Consider the following 23,436-nt stretch of genomic DNA (forward strand, 5'->3'; position numbering starts at 1 on the left):
CAGTTAGCGCTGAAAACAGCTGCTTAAGATAAGTTTATTATCCGGAGCTCAGGTTAGTTAAATTATTTAACTAAAAAACCGCACAACCTTAGGTTAGTGCGGTTTATTTTTGCCTCGTATTTAGAGCCTATGCGTCTATTAAATCTTCAACGCCAACAATCAGCCAAGGTGCATCAGTAAGCGTTAAACGCTCTAAATGCCAAATTTCTAAAACAGGTTGTTCTTGTTTATCTGCTAAATCGCGATACTTACCTTTAAAGCGTACGCTTACTTGCCACTTGTCAGTCAGCGTATCTGCGCGTACTAATTCTGCATCTATAAACATCACTTCAGTAGCTACGCTTGTAATTGCTTCGCGCTCTGCTTTAAATTCGGCCACTAATTCAGGGCTTAAATACTCAGCCATAGTGTGATAATCAGCTTCGTTCCACGCATTTTGTAGTGTGTGGTAATGCTCACGAGCACCTTGTAAAAAGCCGTTAGTATCAAAGCCAGGGGGTAAGTTAAAAGGCACATCGTCGCTGTGCGCAGTATTATTAGCAAATCCTGTACTTGTTGTTTGTTCATGCTCAATGGGTGCTTGTTTAAATGCATTTTGTGACATGCCAGCACTGGCCAGTTGAGGCGACTGCCTTGCGCGCATAAAGCCACGAACAAGTTTAAATATTATAAAGGCTGCACCCGCAAGTAAAATCATCTCTAACAGCTGAAATCCTTCAAAATCACCACCTAACATAGCAGCAATTAAGCCACCAGCAAGCAGCCCACCAAATACACCCGCCATAATGCCTTTTTTATTAGATGCTGGCTTTGCCGCAGGCGCAACTGCCTTGGTATCTGTTTGTTGCTTTTGTGCGGTTTGTTGCGTAGCTGGAGTTTTACCACGTTTGCTACTACCAAACTTTTTACGTGCTTGTGCATCAAAGCTTGCAGTCATTAGCAAGGCCAACAAAGATAAAATAACGACAAAATTCTTCATGAAAATCCTTAAATAAAATAAAGTGTCGATTATACCTATAGAAATATTATTTACTTTAAAAATCAGTTGGCTGGTTGGTAATATTTAAGGGGCAGGATAAATTACTAAACATTAAGCACACCGCTTAGCAGGTCTAAGCGGTGCGAGAAGCTACAAGGTTACAGCCAGCGAATAGCGCCAGAAACACGTTCATTATACATATTTACCGGTGCACCTAAGCTGGCAATTAATACGGTATCGGCTTGTTGGCCTCTATTAATATGGCCTTCAAATCTGTCATCATGAAAGTCATCAGAGCCCATTTCAAACACTTTATTTTTAGTCGGCACAATAAATACCGTCATAGGGCCAAAGTCAGATTCAAACACTAAATGTATGCCTTTCTCCCCTTTAAAGTCACAAAACATAGCGTAAGTAATTTTACCGGGTAGCTCACTTAATTGTCCGCCAAGTAAGGCGAGCTTTTCATTCACGCTTTGCAGGCTAATTGCTTGTGTTTTATCGAGAGAATTTATTTCGTGATAAACGTGGGCTAAAGCATGCTCACCTGCGCCATAGGTATTTTGCTCAGAACTAAAAAAGAATGCACTTATAGTAACAACAAACGAAGCGGCTAGGGCTAAATGTACTCGGTCAAACTTAAAGCGCGATCGCGATGCAATAACGTTTTTATTAGCCGGTATTTGCGCTTGTTGCTGTGCTTTTTCTTTTAAAGAGGTGTTTAAAAGAATTCGCTCGGCTAGGTTTTCAGGTACCGGAACGTCATTAGCTGCACTTTGTAAATATTTATCGAAATCTTTCATGTCGTTAATAAAACGTTGTCGCTCTGAGTTGTCTTTAGCAAACTCGGTAAGCTCATTGTCAATATCGTTTGGCTGCGCAATAGTGCGGCGACGAAACTCAAGCTCATCCATTATTTTGATGCCCCTTTAAGTTGCTCATCATCACGGCTTAAAGCCTCTTTAAGTTGGTTTCTAGCACGGTATAGACGTGTCATTATCGTGTTTTTGTTTAAATCGAGTATATTTGCAATTTCTTCGCCTGAGCAGCCCATTACTACTTGCAGTAATAACGGCTCTTTGTATTCATCAGGCAAGAGTGCAATTTGGCGCTGAATAACAGTTTGCTCCATTTCATCGTCTAAAGAGTGGCTGCTTTCATCAACCAATAATTCATCTTCTATATCGCTATAATCAAATTGTTTGCGCTCAAATCGTCGCGCGTTTTCGCGACGTAAAATCGTAAGTAACCACGACTTTGCTGCTTTTTGATCTAGTAAAGAGTCGAGCGAGCGCCAGGCACGCAAAAAAGTCTCTTGTACTAAGTCATCGGCAACTTGTGGATCACGGCATAACCAATAGGCAAAGCGGTAAAGCTCTTTATGGTAAACATGAACCAAGGCTTCGTAGCGCTTTTGCTTTTGTGCCATATCAATTAAGACCTGATTATTCGATTTTTTATTTCCAAACATAAGTTCTTTTTTTAGTTAAATATTATTTAATGTAATAAAAGGCCTATACGCATTAAAATTTAATGGTAAAGGTCTTTTAATACAGCTTGTTGCGACTTTAATGTTTGAGCCTGATACTTTTTAAGTAATTTAACTATAGCTGTAAGATCGCTGGTTGTTTTTTTATTACTGTATAATTGTGTTTGTAACTGCATCACGTTATTAGTTAGTTCTGCATCATTAATAGCACGGCATAAAGTATCAATAGCGCCCATATTTTGCTTAGTTACTGTTTTTGCATATATATTTAATGCACTATAAAACATTTTTGCATCGTTTTTATTTGCTGCATGTAATAAGTTTTTCAAACTAGGCAGCGCGGGTGTTTTGTCAGTTGTAGTTGCTACATGCGCATTATGAGTAGAACGGCTTAACCAATAAAAAATTGCAGTCACAATCCATAATAAATAGCCCAGTACAGCAACAATTATTAACCATAATGGTGTTGAGCTTTGTACTTGCAGCGGATTAGTTGCATCTATACTATTTTGTCCTGCTGTTTGGTTATTGGTATTTTGCGAATCATTTATAACCACAGGATTAGCAGCATTGCTACTAGGGATCACAGTAATAGTGCGCTCTGGTAAAGTGGCAAAGCTAATACGATTTATTTTAGTGTTATACCAAGGCAGTTTTATTTCGGGCAGCGTATAGGTGCCGGGTGTTTGTGGTAACAAAGCATAAGAGGCAATTTGCTGCGATACTACACGGCCATTACGCACCGCATTGTTATTTTCTTTTTGATCTGGGTAGCTACGGATCCCCGTAATATCGGGCATTGATATTTCGGGGAGTTGCTCTTTGGTTACACCAAGTGCCGTTAAGGTAATTGTGCGTGTGATAGGAGTGCCTACCTCAACAGTATTATCCTCTGGTTGCCATTGCTCATCTAAACTTACTAACTCACTAGGCAGCCAAGCGCCATTGTAATTACTTGGAATAGGCTTTATTTCTATTTGCTGATCATTGCCAAGTGCCGATACTTCTAACTGGCGGTAATTTTGTTGCACACGGCCTTGAAAAGCTGGGCCGGCAATAGTGTAGTCACCACTTTTTTGCGGCTGAATTAAATACTCTCGGGTAATTACTAAGTAACGTTTACCGTCAACCAGTTCATAATCTTCCGTTTGTTTACCTAGTTGGCTAAGTTGTGCATTTTCCATGCTAGGCGTGCCTAAACTGCCGTCGAGTAGCTCTTTGGCTAAATAAAGTTTAAGCGTATAAACACCGGCTTCTTGTACAAACAAAGATTTACTTGAGAGCGATGTTTTTAAAAATATATCGTTATTTTTATCGGCATCAGCTGCGCGCTTGGCTACTTTTAAAGTAATAGGCTGCGAGCTAAGCCCTGCAACAGTAAACGACGGTATAGTGTATTCACCTTCACGGCGGGTCATTAGTTTAACCGACCAGGTGGTTTGCTTGTTCATACTGCCATTTATAATATTGGTGCGGGTACTTAAGCTAGTAGGGCCAACCACAAAGCTTTTTAACAGCATTGAGGTATCGGGTTGTTCATCTTTAATTGTGTCGTCTACTGTAATATTAAGAATAAAAAACTCACCCGCTAACACCGGGTTTTTATTTACACTGGCTTCGAGTTTGGTGGCAGCCATCAATGGCATCGCACTTAATAGCAATAAACAGCAAAATAATCGCATTACCATGACTTTTCTACTCCTGTGGGGCGACGTTGATATTGTCTTTTTTGGGCTTCTAATTGCATTTTGTTCCGTAATAAAATAGCGGGATCGTCGGGCACTTTTCGCAGTAACTGATTAAGCTGCTGTGCTTGTTCTTTTTCTTCGTTAGTCAGCTCACTGGCTTGTACTGCTTGCGCTTGTTGCTCGGCAGTTTGTTGTTGCTCGTCGGGCGCAGGTTCGTTTGCAGCCTGTGGCTCACTTTGTTGCTCAGCGTTATCATTTGGCTGTTCGGCTGGTTGATTTTCACTTTGCTCGTTTTGCGGCTCAGCTTGCATGTCAGGTTTATTTTGTTGATCAGCTTGCTCTTGTGCTTGCTCAGAGTCTTTATCCGATTTATCGTCACTGTTTTTTTCACTGTCACTTTGGGCTTCGCCTTGCTCATCATTTTGTTGCTGATCTTGCTTGGTTTCATCAGAATCTTGTTGCTGGTTTTGCTCATCACTTTTTTGCCCGTCTTGTGATTCGCCGCCGTCTTGGTTTTGTTGCTCTTGCTGCTGATTCAGTAATTGCTCAACCAGTGCTTGGTTGTCTGCGGCTTGTGTAAAGTTAGGGTGTAATGCTTGAGCTTGTTGGTAAGCATTAATTGCTTCCTCTAGCTTGCCCGCTTTAGCAAGTGCGTTACCAAAGTTATAAAAACCGGTTGCCGATTTATCATCACTAAATTGATTAACCGCGGCCTCAAAGTTCCCTTGCTGATAAAGCGCAGCGCCTTTTAATTGGCTCGATTGGGCTGTTATTGCTTGCTCATAATCTTTATTGTTATAAGCATCAAGCGCTCGTTGGTCGGTGTTTTTTAAAACTGTGGGCAGCTCTACGGCATAGGCATTTTGTTGTGGTAAAAAGCTAAACACTAAAAACACACTCAGCAAAGCCGCACGTCTAAATAAATAAAGGCTTAAAGGTAGTAGCAGTAACAAGCCATAAATACCGGCGTCTATACGCCAAAGCGCATGATTTTGTTTTTCATCTTTTAGCAACTCACCATTAGCGCTAGGTGCAAAAACAGCAATGTCGGCGCTACTTGGCTGATAACTAGCAAATTTACCGCCGCTGTTTGTAGCTAAACTTTTTAGCTGGCTGGTATTAATAGTCGGCACTACAATTTGCCCGTAGTGGTCTTTTAAAAATCCGCCTTCGGGTAGTTTAATTGGCGCACCTTGGGCGGTGCCTACACCGTAAATATTTAATCGGTATTGGGTGTTTTTAGTAAAAGTGCTCACCTCACTTTGCTCTTGCTGATCAATGCCGTCGGTTATTAAAATAATATCGCCATCTAGGTAACCGGCTTGTCCTAATAGCTCTTTTGCTATATCAAGGCCAGCTAAAACATTAGAGCCTTTGTCGGGCATTATTTCTGGGCTTAAGCTAGGTATTAGGTTTTCAAGTGTAGTGGCGTCGTTGGTTAGCGGTGAAATGGTATAAGCACTGCCTGCATAGGCTACTAGCGCTGTGTCACCTTCTTTAAATAAATCAATCATATCGAGGGCTTTAAAACGCGCCTGCATTAATCTATTTGGTAAAATATCTGTGCTGTACATAGAGTACGACATGTCCATAACAATAACGCGAGCGTTTTTGCTTTGAAACACAGGTACTTGCTTTTCTTCAAAGCTGGGGCCGGCACTAAATATAATCCCTAAGCTGCAAAATAGCGCTAGTAACCAAAGTGGCTGGTTAGTTTTAGTGCTTGCGTCGCTCATAATAAACTGTGCTAAATGCGGTGCAATTAGCTGCTCATTGGTGGCTTTTTTGCGCTTAATTAAGGCAACAAAAAATAACCCAACTGCGGGTATGAGTAACCACAAAATAGCAGGGCGAATAAATTCAAAATCCATTAGTTAGGCTCCTTTATTGCGCGCAGGGTTGTTAACATTACTTTTAAGCTAATTAATAAAATAGCGATTAATAACGGCAAGTAAAATAATGAGCTTTGCGGGCGAAAGGTTTGCTCATCTACACTAATGGGCTCTAATTTGTCTAGTTCGGCATAAATTTGCTGTAAACCGGCTACATCTTTAGCTCTAAAGTACAAGCCGCCAGTTTGCTCGGCTATGCGTTTTAATAACCCTTCATCTATTGTGTCGCCGCTCATACCGCCCATATTAAATAAACTAAACCCACGAGGATTATCTGAGCCAACGCCAATGGTATACACTTTTATACCAGCATCGCGGGCAAGCAGTAGGGCTTCTTCGGGTTTTAAATTACCCGCAGTGTTTTGCCCGTCGGTTAGCAGCACCACAATACGATTGCTTTTATCTTTGTTTGCAAAACGTTTTACCGACAACCCTAAAGCATCGCCAATGGCAGTGGCGCGGCCAACTAAACCAATTTGTGCCTCAGAAAGCATTTTACTTACGGTTTTTACATCACGCGTAAGGGGGGTTTGTAAAAAGGCGGTGTCGCCAAATAAAATAAGGCCGAGCCTGTCGCCTTGGCGCTGCTCTATAAAATCAGTTAATACCGCTTTAACCATAGTTAAGCGGTCAACATATTGGCCATTGTAAGCCATGTCTTGCTCGGTCATAGAGCCTGATAAATCAACCGCCAGCATTATATCGCGGCCTTCGTTTGGCATTGAAATAGGATCATCTAACCAAGTAGGGTTTGCCGCGGCTATTACCAGTAATAGCCATATAACCCACTCGAACGGGGTTAAGCGCCGTGCATGAGCTTCAACGCTTTGGCTGGTTAAGTTATGTTTGGCAAAGCTTGGGATCCGCAGTCGAGTGTGCGCATTGTTTACAGCCGGTTTTAGTAATAATAGTAATAAAGGCAGGGGGAGTAATATAAACAGCCATGGCCAGCTAAATTCAAACATTAACCACTTCCTTTAACTTAAATTGCTTAATTGCTTGGCGAAACTTATTTTCTAGCGCGCTATTGTTTTGCTCAAGATTATAAACACTGAGAATTTCTTGTTCGCTAAAACTTAATCCGGTTAGTGTATTAAGCGTATTACACCACTGCTTGGTAGATTGCGTAGCAAGGCGTTTATCGTAATAGGCAATGACTAAGCGTTTTAAAATAATATGTAATTGCTGAGGATCAGTGTGCTGTTGGCTTAAATTAACCGCGAAGCGTTTTGGTTGTTTAAATTTATAACGCTTATAAGCCATATAAATTGCGGCGCTTAGCAGCAATAACAAAACGGCAATAATAACCCACCAAGCAGGGGCAAGTGGCCACCAATTTACTTGGCTTGGCGCTATTATGTCGTGTAGGCCATCAAGTGGAGACGTTTGCATGGTTATTTTCTCACTAATTGCAGCTCAAGCGGTGTGGCTGCATTGAATGATATTAAATTAAGACCCGATTTAGTTAAGCGATTAAAGCGTGTGCTAAATGCCTGTTCGGCATTTTTAGCAAAGCGCGCTCTAAAACTACTATCCATAAGTGGTAGGGCAAAGTCTTGGCCATTGGCGCTTACTGTAACGGCTTGTTTAAATGCCGGTAACTGATGCTCAAATGGATCGCTTATGTGGCAACCAATTAGCTCGCAGTGACGGCTTAGTATTTCGAGCTGTTTAAAGCTGGCGTCGTCTAGGGCATTAAAGTCAGAAATTAAATACACTAAACTACCGGGTTTAGCCAAATGGTTAAGGCGCTTTAAGTTATCGCTAAAGTTGTTAGTGGCTTGCTCGTCAATTGCGTTAAGGGCTTGCTGGTGGCTATCACACAAATTATGACACAGCTTTAATACCGCTTTTTCACGGGCGCTGGGCTTGAGCTCTAAATGAGAGTGCTGATTAAATACAATGCCACCAATACGGTCACCACGTTGGCAGGCCGACCAAGCAACTAATGCGCTAATGTGCGCGGCTTGCACCGATTTTAATAACAACTGCGAGCCAAATAGCATCGAGTTTGAAAAATCAGTAAAAATAAACACCGGGCGCTCTTTCTCTTCTTGAAAAAGCTTAGTGTGTGTTTCGCCAGTGCGCGCAGTTACACGCCAATCAATAGAGCGAATATCGTCGCCTTGTTGATAGTGACGTACTTCAGCAAACTCCATACCACGGCCTTTATGCGGCGCAAGGTATTGCCCGGTTAAGGTGTTTTTAATTTTTACTTTAGGAGCCAGCTCTAGCAATTGCGCTTTGGCTTTGTAATACATCAGCTCTTTAAGCGCTAAATTAACACCGTGGCTATGGCTTTGTGCAAGCCATGCTTGGGGATCTAATGGTGTTTGCATAAGTTACGGTACGGCTACAAGTTCAACAATACGGCTAATTACCTGATCTTTAGTAATGCCATCGGCTTGGGCTTCGTAACTTAAAATAATACGATGGCGCAATACATTATGTACTACTGCCTGAATATCGTCGGGCGCTACAAAATCGCGGCCTTGCAACCAAGCATGCGCACGGGCGCATTTATCAAGGGCAATAGTGGCACGTGGGCTAGCACCAAACTCAATCCAGCTACCTAGTTGTGCATCTAACTTAGCACCTTCACGGGTAGCTATAATAAGCTGCACTAAATACTGCTCAAGTGGTGGTGCTAAATAAAGGCCTAAAATAGCTTTACGAGCGGCAAATAAATCGCTTTGACTAATTTTTTGCATTACCGCTGGTTGCTCGTTTAATGCTTCGCCTCGGGTTAAACGCAGTATGTCTAATTCGTGCTCTGCGCCGGGGTAACCTATACTCAAATGCAGTAAAAAGCGGTCAAGCTGCGCTTCAGGTAGCGGGTAAGTGCCTTCTTGCTCCAGCGGGTTTTGTGTGGCCATTACTAAAAATAGCTCACTTAGCGGATAAGTATTTTTACCTACCGTTACTTGGCGCTCTGCCATGGCTTCTAATAAAGCTGATTGTACTTTAGCTGGGGCACGGTTTATTTCATCAGCTAAAATAAGATTATGAAACAGTGGGCCTTTTTCAAATACAAACTCACTGGTTTGCTGGCGATAAATATCAGTACCAGTAATATCGGCAGGGAGCAAGTCGGGCGTAAATTGCACCCGCTGAAACGAGCCTTCAATGCCTTTAGCTAAGGCGTTTACGGCGCGCGTTTTTGCAAGGCCAGGAGGGCCTTCTACTAATAAGTGGCCGTCAGCTAAAATGGTAATAAGTAGCGCTTGAGTAAGCTCTGGCTGGCCAATAATTTGTGTATCTAAGTACGTTTTTAATTGTGAAAATGCGTTAGCTGCCATAATAAATAGACTGTCCTCGTCAGCTGGAATAATACCAAAGTTATTTGGGTACGAAATACTGACCTAGTTATAAGGTTTAAAATTGGATAACTCAAGAGTTAGACTGTATTTTTAAAAATAGTTCGTTATTTATTAACGACTTTTAGCCTATCACAAAACTTTGTAAATGCGTCTAAAAAAGCCTATTGTAGTACTTATATAGTGGGTTTTAGAGAATTTTATTTGCCTACTAATCGATAAATTTCAGTTTATCTATTGGCTTTAGTACACGGGTTGTTTAGAATCGAGTAAAATAAACAGGTCAGACCTGTCAGCGGGAGCATAATTAATGTCTGAGCAAAACATACTTAAAACACCAAAAGGCGATCGTATAGCCATAGTTAGCGGCCTACGTACACCTTTTGCCAAGCAAGCAACTGCGTTCCACCATGTACCTGCACTTGATATGGGTAAACTTGTGGTTAACGAAATGCTTGAGCGATTAAATTTCAACAAGTCAGAAATTGATCAACTTGTATTTGGTCAGGTAGTGCAAATGCCAGAGGCACCAAATATAGCACGCGAAATTGTATTAGGTACTGGCATGCCGGTATCGGTTGATGCGTATTCAGTATCACGTGCCTGTGCGACTAGTTTTCAGGCTATTGCCAACGTTGCTGAGTCTATTATGGCCGGCTCTGTTACTGTAGGTATTGCTGGTGGCGCCGATTCTTCATCGGTACTACCCATTGGCGTGAGCAAAAAGTTAGCTGGCAGTTTAGTTGATTTAAATAAAGCGCGTACCTTAGGTCAGCGCTTAAAAATATTTTCAAAGTTGCGCTTAAAAGATCTATTGCCAGTGCCTCCTGCGGTTGCAGAGTACTCAACAGGCCTTTCAATGGGGCAAACTGCTGAGCAAATGGCTAAAACACATAACATTAGCCGTGAAGATCAAGATGCATTAGCGCATCGCTCGCATTCATTAGCAACCCAAGCATGGGCAGATGGAAAATTAAAAGATGAAGTAATGACGGCGCACTTACCGCCATATAAAAGCTTTATTGAAGAAGATAACAACATTCGTAAAAACTCAACGGTTGAAGGCTACGCTAAGCTTAAGCCAGTATTTGACCGCCAACACGGTACAGTAACTGCAGCAAACGCCACCCCATTAACCGACGGTGCAGCTGCGGTATTAATGATGAGCGAAAGCAAAGCAAAAGCACTGGGTTACGAAATCCTTGGTTATGTACGCAGTTTTGCGTTTTCAGCCATTGGTGTTGAAAAAGATATGCTTATGGGTCCAGCTCATGCCACGCCTATCGCACTAGATAGAGCGGGTATTACCCTTGCCGACCTAGACTTAATAGAAATGCACGAAGCGTTTGCATCGCAAACACTCGCTAACATGAAAATGTTTGCCTCAGATAAGTTTGCGCAAGAGCACTTAGGTCGCAGCAAAGCGATTGGCGAAATTAACATGGATAAGTTTAACGTATTAGGTGGATCGCTTGCTTATGGACATCCATTTGCAGCAACCGGTGCTCGCTTAATTACGCAAAGCTTATACGAGCTTAAGCGTCGTGGTGGCGGTTTAGCATTAACAACAGCCTGTGCTGCAGGTGGTTTAGGTGCAGCTTTTGTATTGGAGAGTGCGTAATGTCAGATTCAGTATTTAATTTAACGGTTGATGAAAATAAAATCGCCGTAGTAACTATAGATGTGCAGGGCGAAAAAATGAATACCCTGCGCAGTAGTTTTGCCGATGATTTAAAAGCCTTACTAGCCGAAGCTAAACAGCAGTCTGTAAAAGGCATGGTATTTATTAGTGGTAAAAGTGATAACTTTATTGCTGGCGCTGACGTTAAAATGCTTGATAGTGTGCAAAAGCGTGAAGATGCTTTAGCTATTAGCGAGTTATGTCACCATGCATTTTTTGACATGGAAAACCTACCTTTTACTACGGTTAGTGCTATTCATGGCGCAGCTTTAGGTGGCGGGTTAGAGTTTGCACTAGCCTGTGATTATCGCGTAGGCACCGACAGTGGTATTACCATAATTGGTTTGCCAGAAGTGCAGTTAGGTTTATTACCTGGCGGTGGCGGTACTCAGCGTTTAACTAAAATAATTGGCATTCAAAAAGGCTTAGAATGGATGCTAACTGGTAAGCAAATTCGTGCAAAGCAAGCTAAAAAAGCCGGTGTATTAGATGATTGCGTACCACATAGCGTGCTATTAAAAGTAGCGAAAGAATTTGCCGCTAAAGGCAAAGCACCAGCTAAAGAGCCAAAACTCGACACCGTGAGCAAGCTGCTAGAATCAAACCCGTTTGGCCGTAACTTTATCTTTAAAAAAGCAAAAGAAAACGTCATTAAACAAACGGGCGGACATTACCCTGCGCCACTTTTAATTATTAAAGCAGTACGTGCAAGCGTAGAGCTCGATAAGCTAAAAGCGTATAAAACCGAAGCGGAAAGCTTTGCAACGCTGGTAATGAGCGACGAATCAAAAGCGCTGCGCAGTGTATTTTTTGCAACCACAGAAATGAAAAAAGACTGGCGCAACGGCGACGCACCAGCAATTAACAAAACCGCAGTGTTAGGTGGCGGACTAATGGGCGCAGGTATTGCGCACGTAAGTGCCGTTAAAGCTAAAGTACCGGTACGTATTAAAGATGTAGCAGAGCAGGGCATTAGTAATGCAATGAGCTACACCTATAAAATTTTAGATAAGCGCTTAAAGCGCCGCATTATGTCTAAAGCCGATATGCAGCTAACAATGAGCCGTATTACAGGCGCTACCGATTACAGCGGTTTTAAAAATATAGATTTAGTAATTGAAGCGGTATTTGAAGATCTTGAGCTTAAACAAGGCATGGTTGCTGATGTAGAGCGTGAATGCCAAGAAAATACTATTTTTGCGAGCAATACCTCGTCATTACCTATTTCGCAAATTGCAGCTCAAGCTCAGCGCCCTGAAAACGTGATTGGTTTACATTATTTTTCACCAGTAGAAAAAATGCCACTGGTAGAAATTATTCCACACGCAGGCACCTCAAAAGAGACCATTACTCGTGTGGTAAATTTTGCGCGCAAGCAAGGTAAAACACCTATTGTAGTAAAAGATACCGCCGGCTTTTATGTAAACCGTATTTTAGCGCCTTACTTAAACGAAGCGGCTAACTTAATGCTAGCAGGCGAGCCAATTGAAAAAATTGATGCAGCCTTAGTTGAGTTTGGTTTTCCGGTAGGTCCACTGGCATTACTTGATGAAGTGGGTATTGATATTGGTTCTAAAATTGCGCCAATTTTAGAAAAAGAGCTAGGCGAGCGTTTTAAAGCACCCGATGCATTTACTCGTATGATAGAGTCAAAACGCCTTGGTCGTAAAACTGGTCGTGGCTTTTATGAGTACGATAAAAAAGGTAAAAAGGTTGATGAGTCAGTTTACGAACTACTAAACGTTACCCCAGCTCCACGTTTAAATAAAAGCGAAATTGCCAAACGTTGTATCGCACAAATGCTAAATGAAGCGGTTCGTTGTTTAGACGAAGGCATTATTGCCAGCCCACGTGACGGTGATATTGGTGCTATTTTTGGTATTGGTTTTCCACCGTTCTTCGGCGGACCATTTAGCTATATGGATAAACTAGGCGCAAGTAAAATAAGCTCAGACATGTCTACATTAGGCAGTAGCAATGCAATTTTTACCCCTTGCGACACGCTTGTAGCAATGGCAGAGTCAGGTGCTAAGTTTTATGCCGCTCAGCCAAGCGCAGAGCCAACAGTTGAGTCAGAGCCTGCAGAGCAAGCCACTGACGATGCTGCAGCGCCAAGTGCTAAAGAATAAGTAAATAAGCATTTACTAATAAAAACCGCATTTTATATGCGGTTTTTTTATGGCTAAATTATTTAAGCGAAAGCCTATTAAAAAGTTTACTAACCACTCAAATTATTAAACTCACTAAATATCACTCGAATAAGTAATAAACCATACCCTTAGAGAGTATTGTCTACTGCTTGAAAGTGGGTTTTTGTAAGCTGCTGATATTTAAAGGTAAACGCTGTGTGTTGAAAAGTGTTTTGGCATCGAGGTATCTAACAGGAAGTTTGAATTTAGCTTTAGGGGGGCTAAATATTGGTAATAAATACGCTTGAAGTACTTCAAGCGTATTTAAAATAAAATGGGATACTTAAAGATGGGCGGCGATAATTTTTTTATCTTTTTCAGGCATGTTATCTACCACTAAATCAAATGAATTATCAATCATTCGCTTAATCTCATTTTGCGGGATTGTGCCATCTAGTATTATGGTATTCCAAAGGCGTTTATTCATATGATAGCCAGGGATCACTGCAGTAAACATATCTCTTAATGCTAGTGCTTCGTCGGGGTCACATTTTAAATTTAACCACCAAATAGGCTCGCCATTGGCGTCGTTATTATCATCATTACCCAGTGCAAGGGTGGCAAACATTTTATGGTTTACCTTGTAAACATCAACTTCTTTAGAAAAAGGTTGGGTTACTTTAACTAGTGGTTTGTTAACTAAATACTCATGTACAGTTTGTTGGTCCATGATCCATTCCTTGAAGTCATACTCGATGAAACTACCATAACAGTTTTTTTAATGTTTGATTATATGTATTTTTGTAAAAATCATAATTTTATGAGTTAATCCAAGGTATAGCGGGGTTTTGAAGCAGTTTTAGTTGAACAAAATCTAGTTCGTGGTATGTTTCTCAGAGTCAAAAATAATAGGAATATATTCATGCCAAAGGCGAGTGAAGTTAAAAAAGGGACAGCCATTGATTTTAATGGCCGCGTTTTAGTTGTAAAAGATATAGTACGCTCAGTTCCACAAGGTCGTGCTGGTGGTAGTTTGTACCGTATGCGTTTATACGACGTAGTAACGGGCAGCAAAGTGGATGAAACATTTAAAGACAGTGATATGTTAACACTTGCTGATTTAACTCGTCGTGAAGCGATGCTTTCGTACATTGATGGTGACGAGTATGTGTTTATGGATAACGAAGATTACACGCCATATAACCTAAGTAAAGATGCGATTAGCGAAGAGATTTTGTTCGTAAATGAAGAAACTCAAGGCGTGCACGTTATTGTAATAGATGGCGCACCGGTTGGCTTAGATTTGCCATCAAGTGTTGAACTGGTTGTGGAAGAAACCGACCCATCTATTAAGGGGGCTTCGGCGAGCGCACGCTCAAAGCCGGCGCGTATGTCTACAGGGTTAAATATTTCAGTTCCTGAGCATATTTCTACAGGCGATCGCATTCGTATCAATACTGCAGAGCATAAATTTATGGGCCGTGCTGAAAAGTAAGCGCCTAATTATTTATATTAAAAAGCCGACTTGTTCGGCTTTTTTTATTGCTTAGATTCAAATAGTAAGTGCATAGCTTTAAAAATAGTCATTTTGTGGTTAAAATACGCGGCTTGTTTTTACAGGTTTAGGTATTGCTTTGATTTTTGTTTTATTAAGCGCAGTGTTTATAGCGATTATGTATTTAGAGGCGATTAAAAAGGGTATGCCGGTTAAGCGTTGGCTGTTGTTAGCGGGTTTACTTGGGCCGGTTGCATGGTGTTTGTTTAATTTACATTACCGCCGTGCGTTACTGCGAAGTGTAGGTATTAACCCTTGCATATGGCGTCCTTAATTTTTTATTTCTGTTTTTTAACTTTAATTAGTGACAGCCACTTTTTTAATCGGGCTAATTAAACTAGGTACAGACTTGCTGTGCTGGAGTTTTAAAAATTCGGTAAACTCATCTTTTGATAGCGGCTTAGAGTAATAGTAGCCTTGTACTGTTTCACAGTTTAATTGTTTGAGTATTTCTATTTGCGACGCTTGCTCTACGCCCTCTGCAACCACATGTAGGTCAAGGTTATGGGCAATAGTAACAATTGAGTCGACCATATTGCGGCCGCGCTCGTTTTTCATGTCATCGATAAAGGCTTTATCAACTTTAAGCGTATTAAGCGGAAACTGCTTTAAATAGGCCAGCGAAGAGTAGCCGGTACCAAAGTCGTCCATTGCTAAATGAATACCTCGGGCGCTGAGTGAGCACATTATTGCGATAGCATCTTTAGGATCGTCCATTACCGTGCCTTCGGTAATTTCTAGCTCTAAAAAGTAGGAGGGCAATGCATTTTTTTGTAAAATCACATCAATACGTGTTGTTAGGTCGGGTAAACTAAATTGCTTTGCCGATAAATTCACAGCAACTCTGCCATTAAATAAGCCCGCATCAAGCCACTCTTTTACATCGCGACAGGCTTTATTTAAAACCACTTCACCAATTTCTATTATTTGCCCTGTTTCTTCTGCTATTGGGATAAAAACACCCGGGCTAATAATGCCTTTTTTAGGCGTGATAAAGCGTACTAATGCCTCCATTCCCACAAGTTTACCGGTATGAATATTCATTTTTGGTTGGTAATACACGGCAAAATGATTTTCTTTTAAACCAAAGCGCATTAGGTTTTCTATTTGCAGGCGCTTTACGGCTTCACGGTTCATGGTGTCATTAAAAAACAGATAACTATTACCTTTCTTTTTAGCGTGGTACATAGCTGTGTCGGCATTTTTTAATAGTAGCTCTGGGGTATTACCATCTTCAGGGAACAACACAATGCCAACGCTTGAGGTAATGGCAAGCTCATGTCCGGCCATTTTAAAAGGCGTAGCAATAGCCGCTAAAAACTGTTTAGCGGTGCGGGTAATCGTATATATGTCGTTAGTATCAGACATTACCAGTGCAAACTCATCGCCGCCTAAACGATAAAACACGTCATTTTCGCGAGTGAGTTTATTTAGCCGCATAGCGAGTTTAGCTAGTAAGCTGTCACCTAGTTGGTGCCCTAAAGAGTCATTTATTTTTTTAAAGTTATCTAAGTCGAAAACTAACAAAGCATGGTGCGAGTTTAGTTGCCCTAATTTTTGTAAGTCGGTAAAAAACAAATTACGGTTAGGCAGGTTGGTGGTGCGGTCTCTATTGGAGAGGTTATGCAGTTGCGATTCGGCTTTTTTACGCTCGGTTAAATCAGAGTATACAACGACATAGTTAGTTATTTGGTTTTGATCATTTCTAATTTCATCAATCGAAATTTCTATGGGTAATAAAACATGTGCACTATTGCGTAATTTAACTTCTTGTTGCAGGCTATCTCGCTGGTATACGGTTTTTTTAATGGTGTTAATGTAACTTTTATCGTAGCCGGGCAAATTAAAATCTTTTTTAAGGTACTGCTCGCGCACGCCACCAAATAAGGTTAAAAAGCTGGGGTTAATATCGACTAACTTAAAGTTTTTATCGTAAATAGCCAGGGCATCGGTTAGCGATTCAACGCATTTTGCAAAAAGGTTTAAGCGCTCTTCGGTTAGCTTTAATTGTGAAATGTCGCGCACTGTACCTGTCATACGTAGGGGACTAAGGTTGGTGTCTTTTTCTATTATTTTGCCGCGATCGAGTACCCAGAGCCAGCCGCCAAAATGATCTTTAATCCGATAAGTCGCTTCAAAATAAGGAGTTTGCTGAGCAAAGTGTTTTTTAAGTAAATATTCTACTTGGGTAATGTCGCTTGGGTGAATAAGGCTTTTATTAGGTGGAAACTCTGTTGATAATATTGAATCCATTAAGTACTTATCGTTAATACGAAGTACTTTACCGGTTTTTATATTCCAATCCCAAAGGGTATCGCCACTGCCTTCAACAGTGCTTTTTAAGCGTTGTTCAGAAAGCATAAGTTGATAGCGCGAGCGCTTAAGTTTATATATAACCGTTAGCATGTAGCATAAAACAAGCACAATTATTGCGCTTGCCGTAACTGCAACGGTATTTAAATTTAAGTTAAAAGTTGCCTCTAAGGCATATAGGCTATGCGAGGCAACTAATAGGGCTAATAGTAAGCTTATTTTTATTATTATTGTGATCATTATTTTTATTGTTTTTATAACATTTAATTTTCAAACGACAATCTAAATCAAGCGTTACTCACTGTCAAAGAGAATGCGAGTAAAGGGCCTGATTATGCGCTTTATTAGGCTTTGCAGAGCTTAAAAACTCATATCTAGGTCTATTTTCATTAAAAAGGCTTAGCGCGTATGCTTTTATATCTGCAAGGGTTAATGCATTTAATGCATCAAGCAAGCGTTGTTGCATATGAAACTCGTGATCGCGATTACCAATAGCTAACCATAATCGTTGCGAGCGCAGTCGCAGGTTTTTATCTGCTTCGGCTATATGTGTGGTTAGGCCGTGCTTTTGTTGTAACCAATCTTGCGGGGTTAAATTATCGATATTGGTTAAATAGTCATGAATAAAGTTATTATGGCGCTGCAGTATTGTTTTGGCTTCAAACTTGGGTGATTGCACATAAAAAACAATGCCCGCGCGGGTGTTAAAAGGCGCGTAACCGGCACCAACTAAATAGCCTAATTGTTGCGTGGTGCGTAGTTCGTTAAAGTAATCTTGATTGATTAGATGATTTAGTGCCATCATTTTTACTTTTTCACTTACACAGTCGGTTTGTGCTTGATAGTAAATAAGCATAGCGTGATCATTACAAGGAAGCGTTAACTCAAAGCGCGTTACTTTGTTAATTTCAAATAATGGCCGTGTTAAATCGGCTATTACAGCGGCGCTTTTTAAGTGCGCGGCTACTTTTTTCTGAAAACTAATTGCATCAGTTTGTTGCCAGTTACCATGTAAAAATGACTCTACATGCAGGGCTTTAAAAAAGTCTTGTCTAAATTCATTAAACTGCTGAAAGCACGTGTTTTTTAATGCGTCAGCCAATTCGTCTGGCTGTGGATTCCACGGCATTATTTTTGCGCCTAACATGCTAAACAGCTCACCTACGGGCTTATTTTGATTACTGTTACGCCAATGCCTTACTAATTGCTTTTTATACTCGGCAAAACGTTTAGAGCAAATTTCTACGTTAAATAAAGCATCAATGAGTTCATCAACCAGCTCTAACTGGCTTGATGAGAGCCCCGCTGTATGTAGTGTTAACCCACCTTGATGAGACGTTAAGTGATAACTAAGTCCTGCAAGTTCGGCAGGGTAAAATTGCTCGCTAACGCTATCCATAAATAAATCAGAAAAGAGGCGGGTAAGTGCCATGTGCTTTACATCTTTTATTGCAAAGTCTGAGTCCATTGCCAAGTAAAAATGACCTTTGGCAACGCGAAAGGTGTTGTCTTGTTTAAACCAAAAATCAAAACCAGGCTCTGTGACTATTAGCTCAGGTTTTGTTTGTGGCTCAATTATATCAAACAGCTCAACGTCTTTGGTTAAATAAGGATTAACAACAGGTAAGCGCATTTCATTGAGTGGTTTATTAATGTTACTTAGTGCATCGAGCCAACTAGTCGAAATTTTTTCAACCTTGTAAGGTGTATTATACCAAGCTGCTTTATGTTGAGGCTCAACCCCGGGGTGAATAAGTACCAAGCGCATATTGTGTGGCTTTAACCATTGCATGGCCATTTCATGGGTGGCGTGTTTAAAGCCTTCCATTAAATAGTCGCCTTGTAAGTAGTTAGGCTGATCGTAATGTTGCATATTAATGCTTAAGTTACTTACCCAGTCTATTAAGCGCGATTGTTCTTGGTTATCGAAGGCAATTTGCAATAGCTTCTTTTTATCTTGGTATAAGCGCGGTAGCTGTTCAATATTGTTATTAATGAGGCAAATATACTCAAAGATCATTTCAATAATATCTTCAAAGTATTCAATACCTTCATCCGTTAGTGCCATACTAATATTAAAGTCTTTAAAATTACTGCCATTAATGCCACCCCCGGCAGAAAGTGCATTTATCCAGCCTTGCTGTTTTAAAATAGAGTATAACGAGCCCGCACCTTCATAACCGAGTAAGTGTGCAATAAAGCTCACTGTTTTGTGACGATAAAAGTCATCAATATTAGGCATTGCAAAGCTCACTATAAGCTTTTGCATATGCTTATGAGGTTCAATGTGCAGCAGTTTTCCTAGGTCTTGCGCTCGGTATAGCGGCGCACTAATTGCGGGTTTTGGTTGCTTGGCGTTACCACAAACCGCAGTAAAGTATTGTTTTGTCCATGCTTGGAGAGTGTCGAGCTCCTCATTAGCGCATATGACCAAAGTCATGTATTGAGCTTGATAAAACTGCTTAAAAAAGTCTCTTAGCTCGTCGCTAATGCAGCGCTCTCTGTCAGCTAATGTTTGTAAATTACCCACCGAAAATTTAGCAAAAGGGTGAGCCGGATTAACCGTTTCTTTATGTACTTGGTATATACGACGGCCGTCGTCTTTAATTTTTAATTTAAATTCTGCTTCTATCGCGTTACGTTCTTTTTCTGTTTCTGCAGCATTTAATAATGGCGCAATAAAAAACCGGCTAAATTGCTTTAGCGCATGTTCAAATTCTTGATTATTAATGTCAAAAAAGTAGCAAGTGTGCTCAGTTCCGGTCCAGGCATTGGTATTGCCGCCCGCTTGTGATACAAAATTATTAAAGCTACCTGAGTCAGGAAATTGATCTGTGCCTAAAAATAGCATGTGCTCTAAAAAGTGTGCTAAGCCTTGTCTATCAACAGGGTCGTCAAAATGTCCAGCATTAACAGCCATAGACGCAGCGGCTTTTGTTGCATCTTTATCTTGCACTAAGAGTACTTTTAGACCATTGTCCAGTGTTAGAGCGCGGTAGGCTCTGTTATCATTGCGACTGATATTCAAATGATGCTCCTGAAACTAAATGTTTACTTGTTAACAACAGATGATAACTTCAGGACAGAGAAATACAGCGATAAGATTTACCTGAATATCATGACAGAACTATTTAAGAAATAAATAGTGTTACCTTGTTAATATAGCGGAAGAACGGGCAAATTGGCTACTGTTTTATATTCTTTAATTGGTTGATTTATTATGAAAACAATCTTAATAATGCGCCACGGCGAAGCAACGCCAATGCGGGCCGATGATGCAGCGAGACAGTTAACCCAAAAGGGTCATATTGAAGCTGAAAAAATGGGTCTGTGGCTGGCAAAAAACTATGCACCCGATGCGCTGTTAGTTAGTCCTTACATTAGAGCTCAACAAACAGCAAAAGGGGTTGCTAAAAATAACACGTTTAAATTTAGCGAAACCTGCAAAGACATTATACCTGAAGGTAAACCGCAAATTGCAGCCGATTACATCGAAACGTTAATAGCGGCGCATCCTGCGTGTAATACTTGGCTAGTAGTGGCGCACATGCCCATAGTAAGTTATTTGGTTGATCAGTTATGTGTGGGCCATATGCCTATTTTTAATACCGGTGCAGTTGCCGTAATTAATTATAATGAGCAAACCCAGCGCAGCGAATACCTTAGCATTCATGCTCCGGGTAACGTGTAATGCAACGCGTTAGCTGATTAGCTAATCAAGGCTCTATAATAAAAATGCCAGCCAAAGCGTAAAGCTTATACCACTTAAAACGGTCGACATAACCACAGTGCTGGCAAGCGTTGCTTGGTGCTGTTTTATTTGATTAGCAATAAGGTAGGCATTAACACCTAAAGGCGATGCGCTTAATAATATAAGTACGTTGAGTAGTTGCGCCTCTAGCATAAACACAAATCGGCCTAACAATAATACTAAGCAGGGTAGCAATACTAGCTTTAATAATGTGGCGATTAGCGCAGGTTGCCAGTTTTGGCTTATTTTATAAAATGCTAAATTAGCTCCCAACACAAATAGTGCGCAGCCAATAGCGGGTTGTGAGAGTAAATCTAAGCCATTAATAATATCCAGTGGCAATGTAAGGCCTAAAACATTAGCCAATAACCCTAGGCTAATGCTAAGTACCACAGGGTTTAACAGCATGTTTTTGGCAAATTGTTGCCACGAAAACGCACTTTTTTCGCTTTTTGCACTCACTAAAAAGGTGAGAGTAAATAACAATGCACTATGAAAAGTGATAATCATAAATACTATACCAATCATTTCACGGCCAATTGCTGCAATAATTATTGGTAAGCCAACCAGTACGGTATTTGAATAGCTACTGCCAAGAGCAAATACGCTATGGCGTTGATAATCACTGTGCTTAGTAATTAAAAACCGGTCTATTAAAGCGCCAATTATAAAAACACCCACAACCGCAATATAAAAACTTAAAAAGCCATTTAAGCTCACACTATTGTGTAAGTTAGCTTGCGCCATATTTAAAAATAAAAAAGCGGGAATACTAATATAAAAGGTAAATTTACTAATACCGGTTATGTGTTGTTGTTCTAAAAACTGTGACTTAGTGCTAATAAAACCAGCAGTAACAATAAATACCAGCGGAAATATAATTGAAAAAATAGACACTAATATCGCCTTTAATAGTATTTAACCAGAGCTGTGGTTATTTAGCGCCTAAATTCATCACTTTGCGGTAAATTAATTAAAATAAGTACAGCGCCTTTACCACCATATTCAAGCGGTGCTTGGTGCATTGCAATTACGTCTGGGTGTTGTACTAAATACTGCGGTACTTTGTGCCTGAGTATATGCCCACCAATGCCATGAATTATGCATGCACAATAGTAATGTTTCTTTTTGCATTCGTGGATCAAACCAGCTAGCTCATCTTTTGCAGACTCTTTATTTAAGCCATGCAAATCTAGGGTTAAATCAGGAACAAAGTCACCACGGCGTAGTTGCTTAGCTAAAAAGCGGTCTTGGCCATCTTGTACATAATTAACCGTACCATTGGTATCAATATCAGGTATATATTCATCCGAAAAGAAGAATTCTGACTGTTGTTGCTTTTTTTGCTGGGCAAACTGCTTTGCTTGTGACACTTTAGGCTTATTAGTAAAGCGGTGAGTGTCTTGTTTAAAAACGCGCGCACCAGTGATACTTTGACGAAACATGTCAATGTCATCATTGCTAATTGGGCTGTTTGAATAAGGATCTTTTTTCATAGCGGCAGTCTAAACAAAAAAAGGGTAAAAATCGAGATAAAAGGCGTTACAATAGGGCAATCGGGAGGCGATTGTGGCCTCGATTGAATTAATAATTTTGAAAGTAGCAGGCAGGCAATACACATGAGTGAATTACAAATAGAAGAAGCAACGCTAGAAGAAGCTGTAGCAGAACTTTCAACCTTACACGACTGGTTACGTTGGACTACAAGCCAATTTGCCAGCAGTGGTATTTTTTTTGGTCACGGTACTGATAATGCGTGGGACGAAGCGGTAAATTTATTATTACCCGCATTAAGCTTACCAATAGATGCGCCGAAAGAATTAATGCATGCGCGTTTAACGAGTACAGAAAAAAACAGCTTAGCGGGCTTAATTGCTGAGCGTATTAACGATTTTACCCCAGTGCCGTATTTAACCAACATTGCTTGGTTTGCGAATATGCCATTTTATGTAGACGAGCGCGTGCTTATTCCACGTTCGCCATTTGCAGAGTTAATTAATAACCGCTTTACCCCTTGGCTTGAAGAGCCTGAGTCGCTTAAGCGTATTTTAGATTTATGTACGGGTTCTGGTTGTATCGCGATTGCACTTGCACAAGCGTTTGAAAATGCGCAGGTAGATGCGGTTGATATTTCTTATGAAGCTCTAGAAGTAGCCGACATAAATATTACAGACTACCAGTTAAGTGAACGAGTATTGCCAATTCAGTCAGATGTGTTTAGTGGTGTACCAGGGCAAACATACGACCTGATCATAGCTAACCCGCCGTACGTTGATGCTGAGGACATGGCCGACTTACCGCGTGAGTTTCATCATGAACCAGAACTTGGTTTGGCTTCAGGCCACGACGGCCTAGACGTAACCCGCACTATATTAAGCGAAGCAAGTAAGCACCTTACTGCAAACGGCTTATTGTTTGTAGAGGTAGGTAACTCTATGGTACATATGGATGCATTGTATCCGGGTGCGCCATTTGAATGGGTTGAGTTTGAACAAGGTGGTTTAGGTGTGTTTGTTATTAGCAAACAGCAACTTGATGAGTATTTTGCACAATAAAAATCAATATCATTTATAGAATATGTATTTGAATATAAATTGATATAAGTAAATAGCCGAGTGTAAAGCTCGGCTATTGGTAGTCAT

General features: G+C 40.6%; 20 protein-coding genes. 6 read left to right on the forward strand and 14 right to left on the reverse strand.

What is annotated here, in order from left to right; translation table 11 throughout:
• Positions 1-127 precede the first annotated feature (127 nt).
• The 9 genes from RB215_RS04850 to RB215_RS04890 form a co-directional block, all read right to left on the reverse strand.
• Entirely contained in the window at positions 128-979 is an 852-nt protein-coding gene (locus RB215_RS04850) for a Tim44-like domain-containing protein (RefSeq protein ID WP_309216965.1), read from the reverse strand.
• 158 nt (positions 980-1,137) lie between these two features.
• Positions 1,138-1,893, reverse strand: a complete 756-nt coding sequence (locus RB215_RS04855) for a DUF3379 domain-containing protein (protein ID WP_011327647.1) — start codon at positions 1,891-1,893, stop codon at positions 1,138-1,140.
• On the reverse strand, positions 1,893-2,408 hold the full coding sequence (locus RB215_RS04860) for a sigma-70 family RNA polymerase sigma factor (RefSeq protein ID WP_372811878.1): 516 nt from the start codon (positions 2,406-2,408) through the stop codon (positions 1,893-1,895). The genes RB215_RS04855 and RB215_RS04860 overlap by 1 nt, the downstream gene beginning before the upstream one ends.
• Positions 2,409-2,509: 101 nt before the next feature.
• Positions 2,510-4,156 carry a BatD family protein gene (locus tag RB215_RS04865; protein WP_309216967.1) on the reverse strand — a complete coding sequence of 549 codons (1,647 nt, stop codon included), beginning with the start codon at positions 4,154-4,156 and terminating at the stop codon, positions 2,510-2,512.
• Positions 4,150-6,027, reverse strand: coding sequence for a VWA domain-containing protein (locus RB215_RS04870; protein WP_309216968.1), 1,878 nt, complete (start codon positions 6,025-6,027; stop codon positions 4,150-4,152). The genes RB215_RS04865 and RB215_RS04870 overlap by 7 nt, the downstream gene beginning before the upstream one ends.
• Complete coding sequence (locus RB215_RS04875) at positions 6,027-7,013, reverse strand: VWA domain-containing protein (protein WP_011327651.1); 987 nt, start codon at positions 7,011-7,013, stop codon at positions 6,027-6,029. Before RB215_RS04875 ends, RB215_RS04870 begins: the two co-directional genes overlap by 1 nt.
• Positions 7,006-7,440, reverse strand: coding sequence for a DUF4381 domain-containing protein (locus RB215_RS04880; RefSeq protein WP_011327652.1), 435 nt, complete (start codon positions 7,438-7,440; stop codon positions 7,006-7,008). The genes RB215_RS04875 and RB215_RS04880 overlap by 8 nt, the downstream gene beginning before the upstream one ends.
• A 2-nt stretch (positions 7,441-7,442) precedes the next feature.
• Positions 7,443-8,387: a DUF58 domain-containing protein gene (locus RB215_RS04885; RefSeq protein WP_086998270.1), complete on the reverse strand. Its 945-nt coding sequence runs from the start codon at positions 8,385-8,387 to the stop codon at positions 7,443-7,445.
• Between the two features lie 3 nt (positions 8,388-8,390).
• Entirely contained in the window at positions 8,391-9,347 is a 957-nt protein-coding gene (locus RB215_RS04890) for a MoxR family ATPase (RefSeq protein WP_011327654.1), read from the reverse strand.
• A gap of 328 nt (positions 9,348-9,675) precedes the next feature.
• On the opposite strand from RB215_RS04890, the gene fadI reads away from it, so the two are divergent.
• On the forward strand, positions 9,676-10,986 hold the full coding sequence (fadI, locus tag RB215_RS04895; RefSeq protein WP_011327655.1) for an acetyl-CoA C-acyltransferase FadI: 1,311 nt from the start codon (positions 9,676-9,678) through the stop codon (positions 10,984-10,986).
• Positions 10,986-13,175: a fatty acid oxidation complex subunit alpha FadJ gene (gene fadJ / locus RB215_RS04900; protein WP_309216969.1), complete on the forward strand. Its 2,190-nt coding sequence runs from the start codon at positions 10,986-10,988 to the stop codon at positions 13,173-13,175. The genes fadI and fadJ overlap by 1 nt, the downstream gene beginning before the upstream one ends.
• Positions 13,176-13,518: 343 nt before the next feature.
• On the opposite strand, the gene RB215_RS04905 is transcribed toward fadJ, so the two are convergent.
• Positions 13,519-13,905, reverse strand: a complete 387-nt coding sequence (locus tag RB215_RS04905) for an MmcQ/YjbR family DNA-binding protein (RefSeq protein WP_011327657.1) — start codon at positions 13,903-13,905, stop codon at positions 13,519-13,521.
• Between the two features lie 192 nt (positions 13,906-14,097).
• Here RB215_RS04905 and yeiP point away from each other — a divergent pair, with 192 nt between their 5' ends.
• Entirely contained in the window at positions 14,098-14,670 is a 573-nt protein-coding gene (yeiP, locus tag RB215_RS04910; RefSeq protein WP_011327658.1) for an elongation factor P-like protein YeiP, read from the forward strand.
• 139 nt (positions 14,671-14,809) lie between these two features.
• The gene (locus RB215_RS04915) at positions 14,810-15,004 is read left to right on the forward strand and encodes a hypothetical protein (RefSeq protein ID WP_011327659.1); all 195 of its coding nucleotides are present in this window, start codon (positions 14,810-14,812) and stop codon (positions 15,002-15,004) included.
• A gap of 23 nt (positions 15,005-15,027) precedes the next feature.
• Here RB215_RS04915 and RB215_RS04920 read toward each other — a convergent pair whose 3' ends face one another.
• On the reverse strand, positions 15,028-17,283 hold the full coding sequence (locus tag RB215_RS04920; protein WP_309216970.1) for an EAL domain-containing protein: 2,256 nt from the start codon (positions 17,281-17,283) through the stop codon (positions 15,028-15,030).
• 64 nt (positions 17,284-17,347) lie between these two features.
• Positions 17,348-20,071 carry an insulinase family protein gene (locus tag RB215_RS04925; protein WP_309216971.1) on the reverse strand — a complete coding sequence of 908 codons (2,724 nt, stop codon included), beginning with the start codon at positions 20,069-20,071 and terminating at the stop codon, positions 17,348-17,350.
• Positions 20,072-20,263: 192 nt separating this feature from the next.
• Here RB215_RS04925 and sixA point away from each other — a divergent pair, with 192 nt between their 5' ends.
• The gene (gene sixA / locus RB215_RS04930; RefSeq protein WP_309216972.1) at positions 20,264-20,734 is read left to right on the forward strand and encodes a phosphohistidine phosphatase SixA; all 471 of its coding nucleotides are present in this window, start codon (positions 20,264-20,266) and stop codon (positions 20,732-20,734) included.
• Positions 20,735-20,767: 33 nt separating this feature from the next.
• On the opposite strand, the gene RB215_RS04935 is transcribed toward sixA, so the two are convergent.
• Positions 20,768-21,691: an AEC family transporter gene (locus RB215_RS04935; protein WP_086998297.1), complete on the reverse strand. Its 924-nt coding sequence runs from the start codon at positions 21,689-21,691 to the stop codon at positions 20,768-20,770.
• Between the two features lie 41 nt (positions 21,692-21,732).
• On the reverse strand, positions 21,733-22,290 hold the full coding sequence (gene smrB / locus RB215_RS04940; protein ID WP_041454372.1) for an endonuclease SmrB: 558 nt from the start codon (positions 22,288-22,290) through the stop codon (positions 21,733-21,735).
• A 123-nt stretch (positions 22,291-22,413) separates the two neighbouring features.
• On the opposite strand from smrB, the gene prmB reads away from it, so the two are divergent.
• Positions 22,414-23,349 carry a 50S ribosomal protein L3 N(5)-glutamine methyltransferase gene (gene prmB, locus RB215_RS04945; protein ID WP_309216973.1) on the forward strand — a complete coding sequence of 312 codons (936 nt, stop codon included), beginning with the start codon at positions 22,414-22,416 and terminating at the stop codon, positions 23,347-23,349.
• Positions 23,350-23,436 lie beyond the last annotated feature (87 nt).

Origin of the sequence: Pseudoalteromonas sp. HL-AS2, from assembly GCF_031198805.1 — a bacterium.
GTDB lineage: Bacteria > Pseudomonadota > Gammaproteobacteria > Enterobacterales > Alteromonadaceae > Pseudoalteromonas > Pseudoalteromonas nigrifaciens.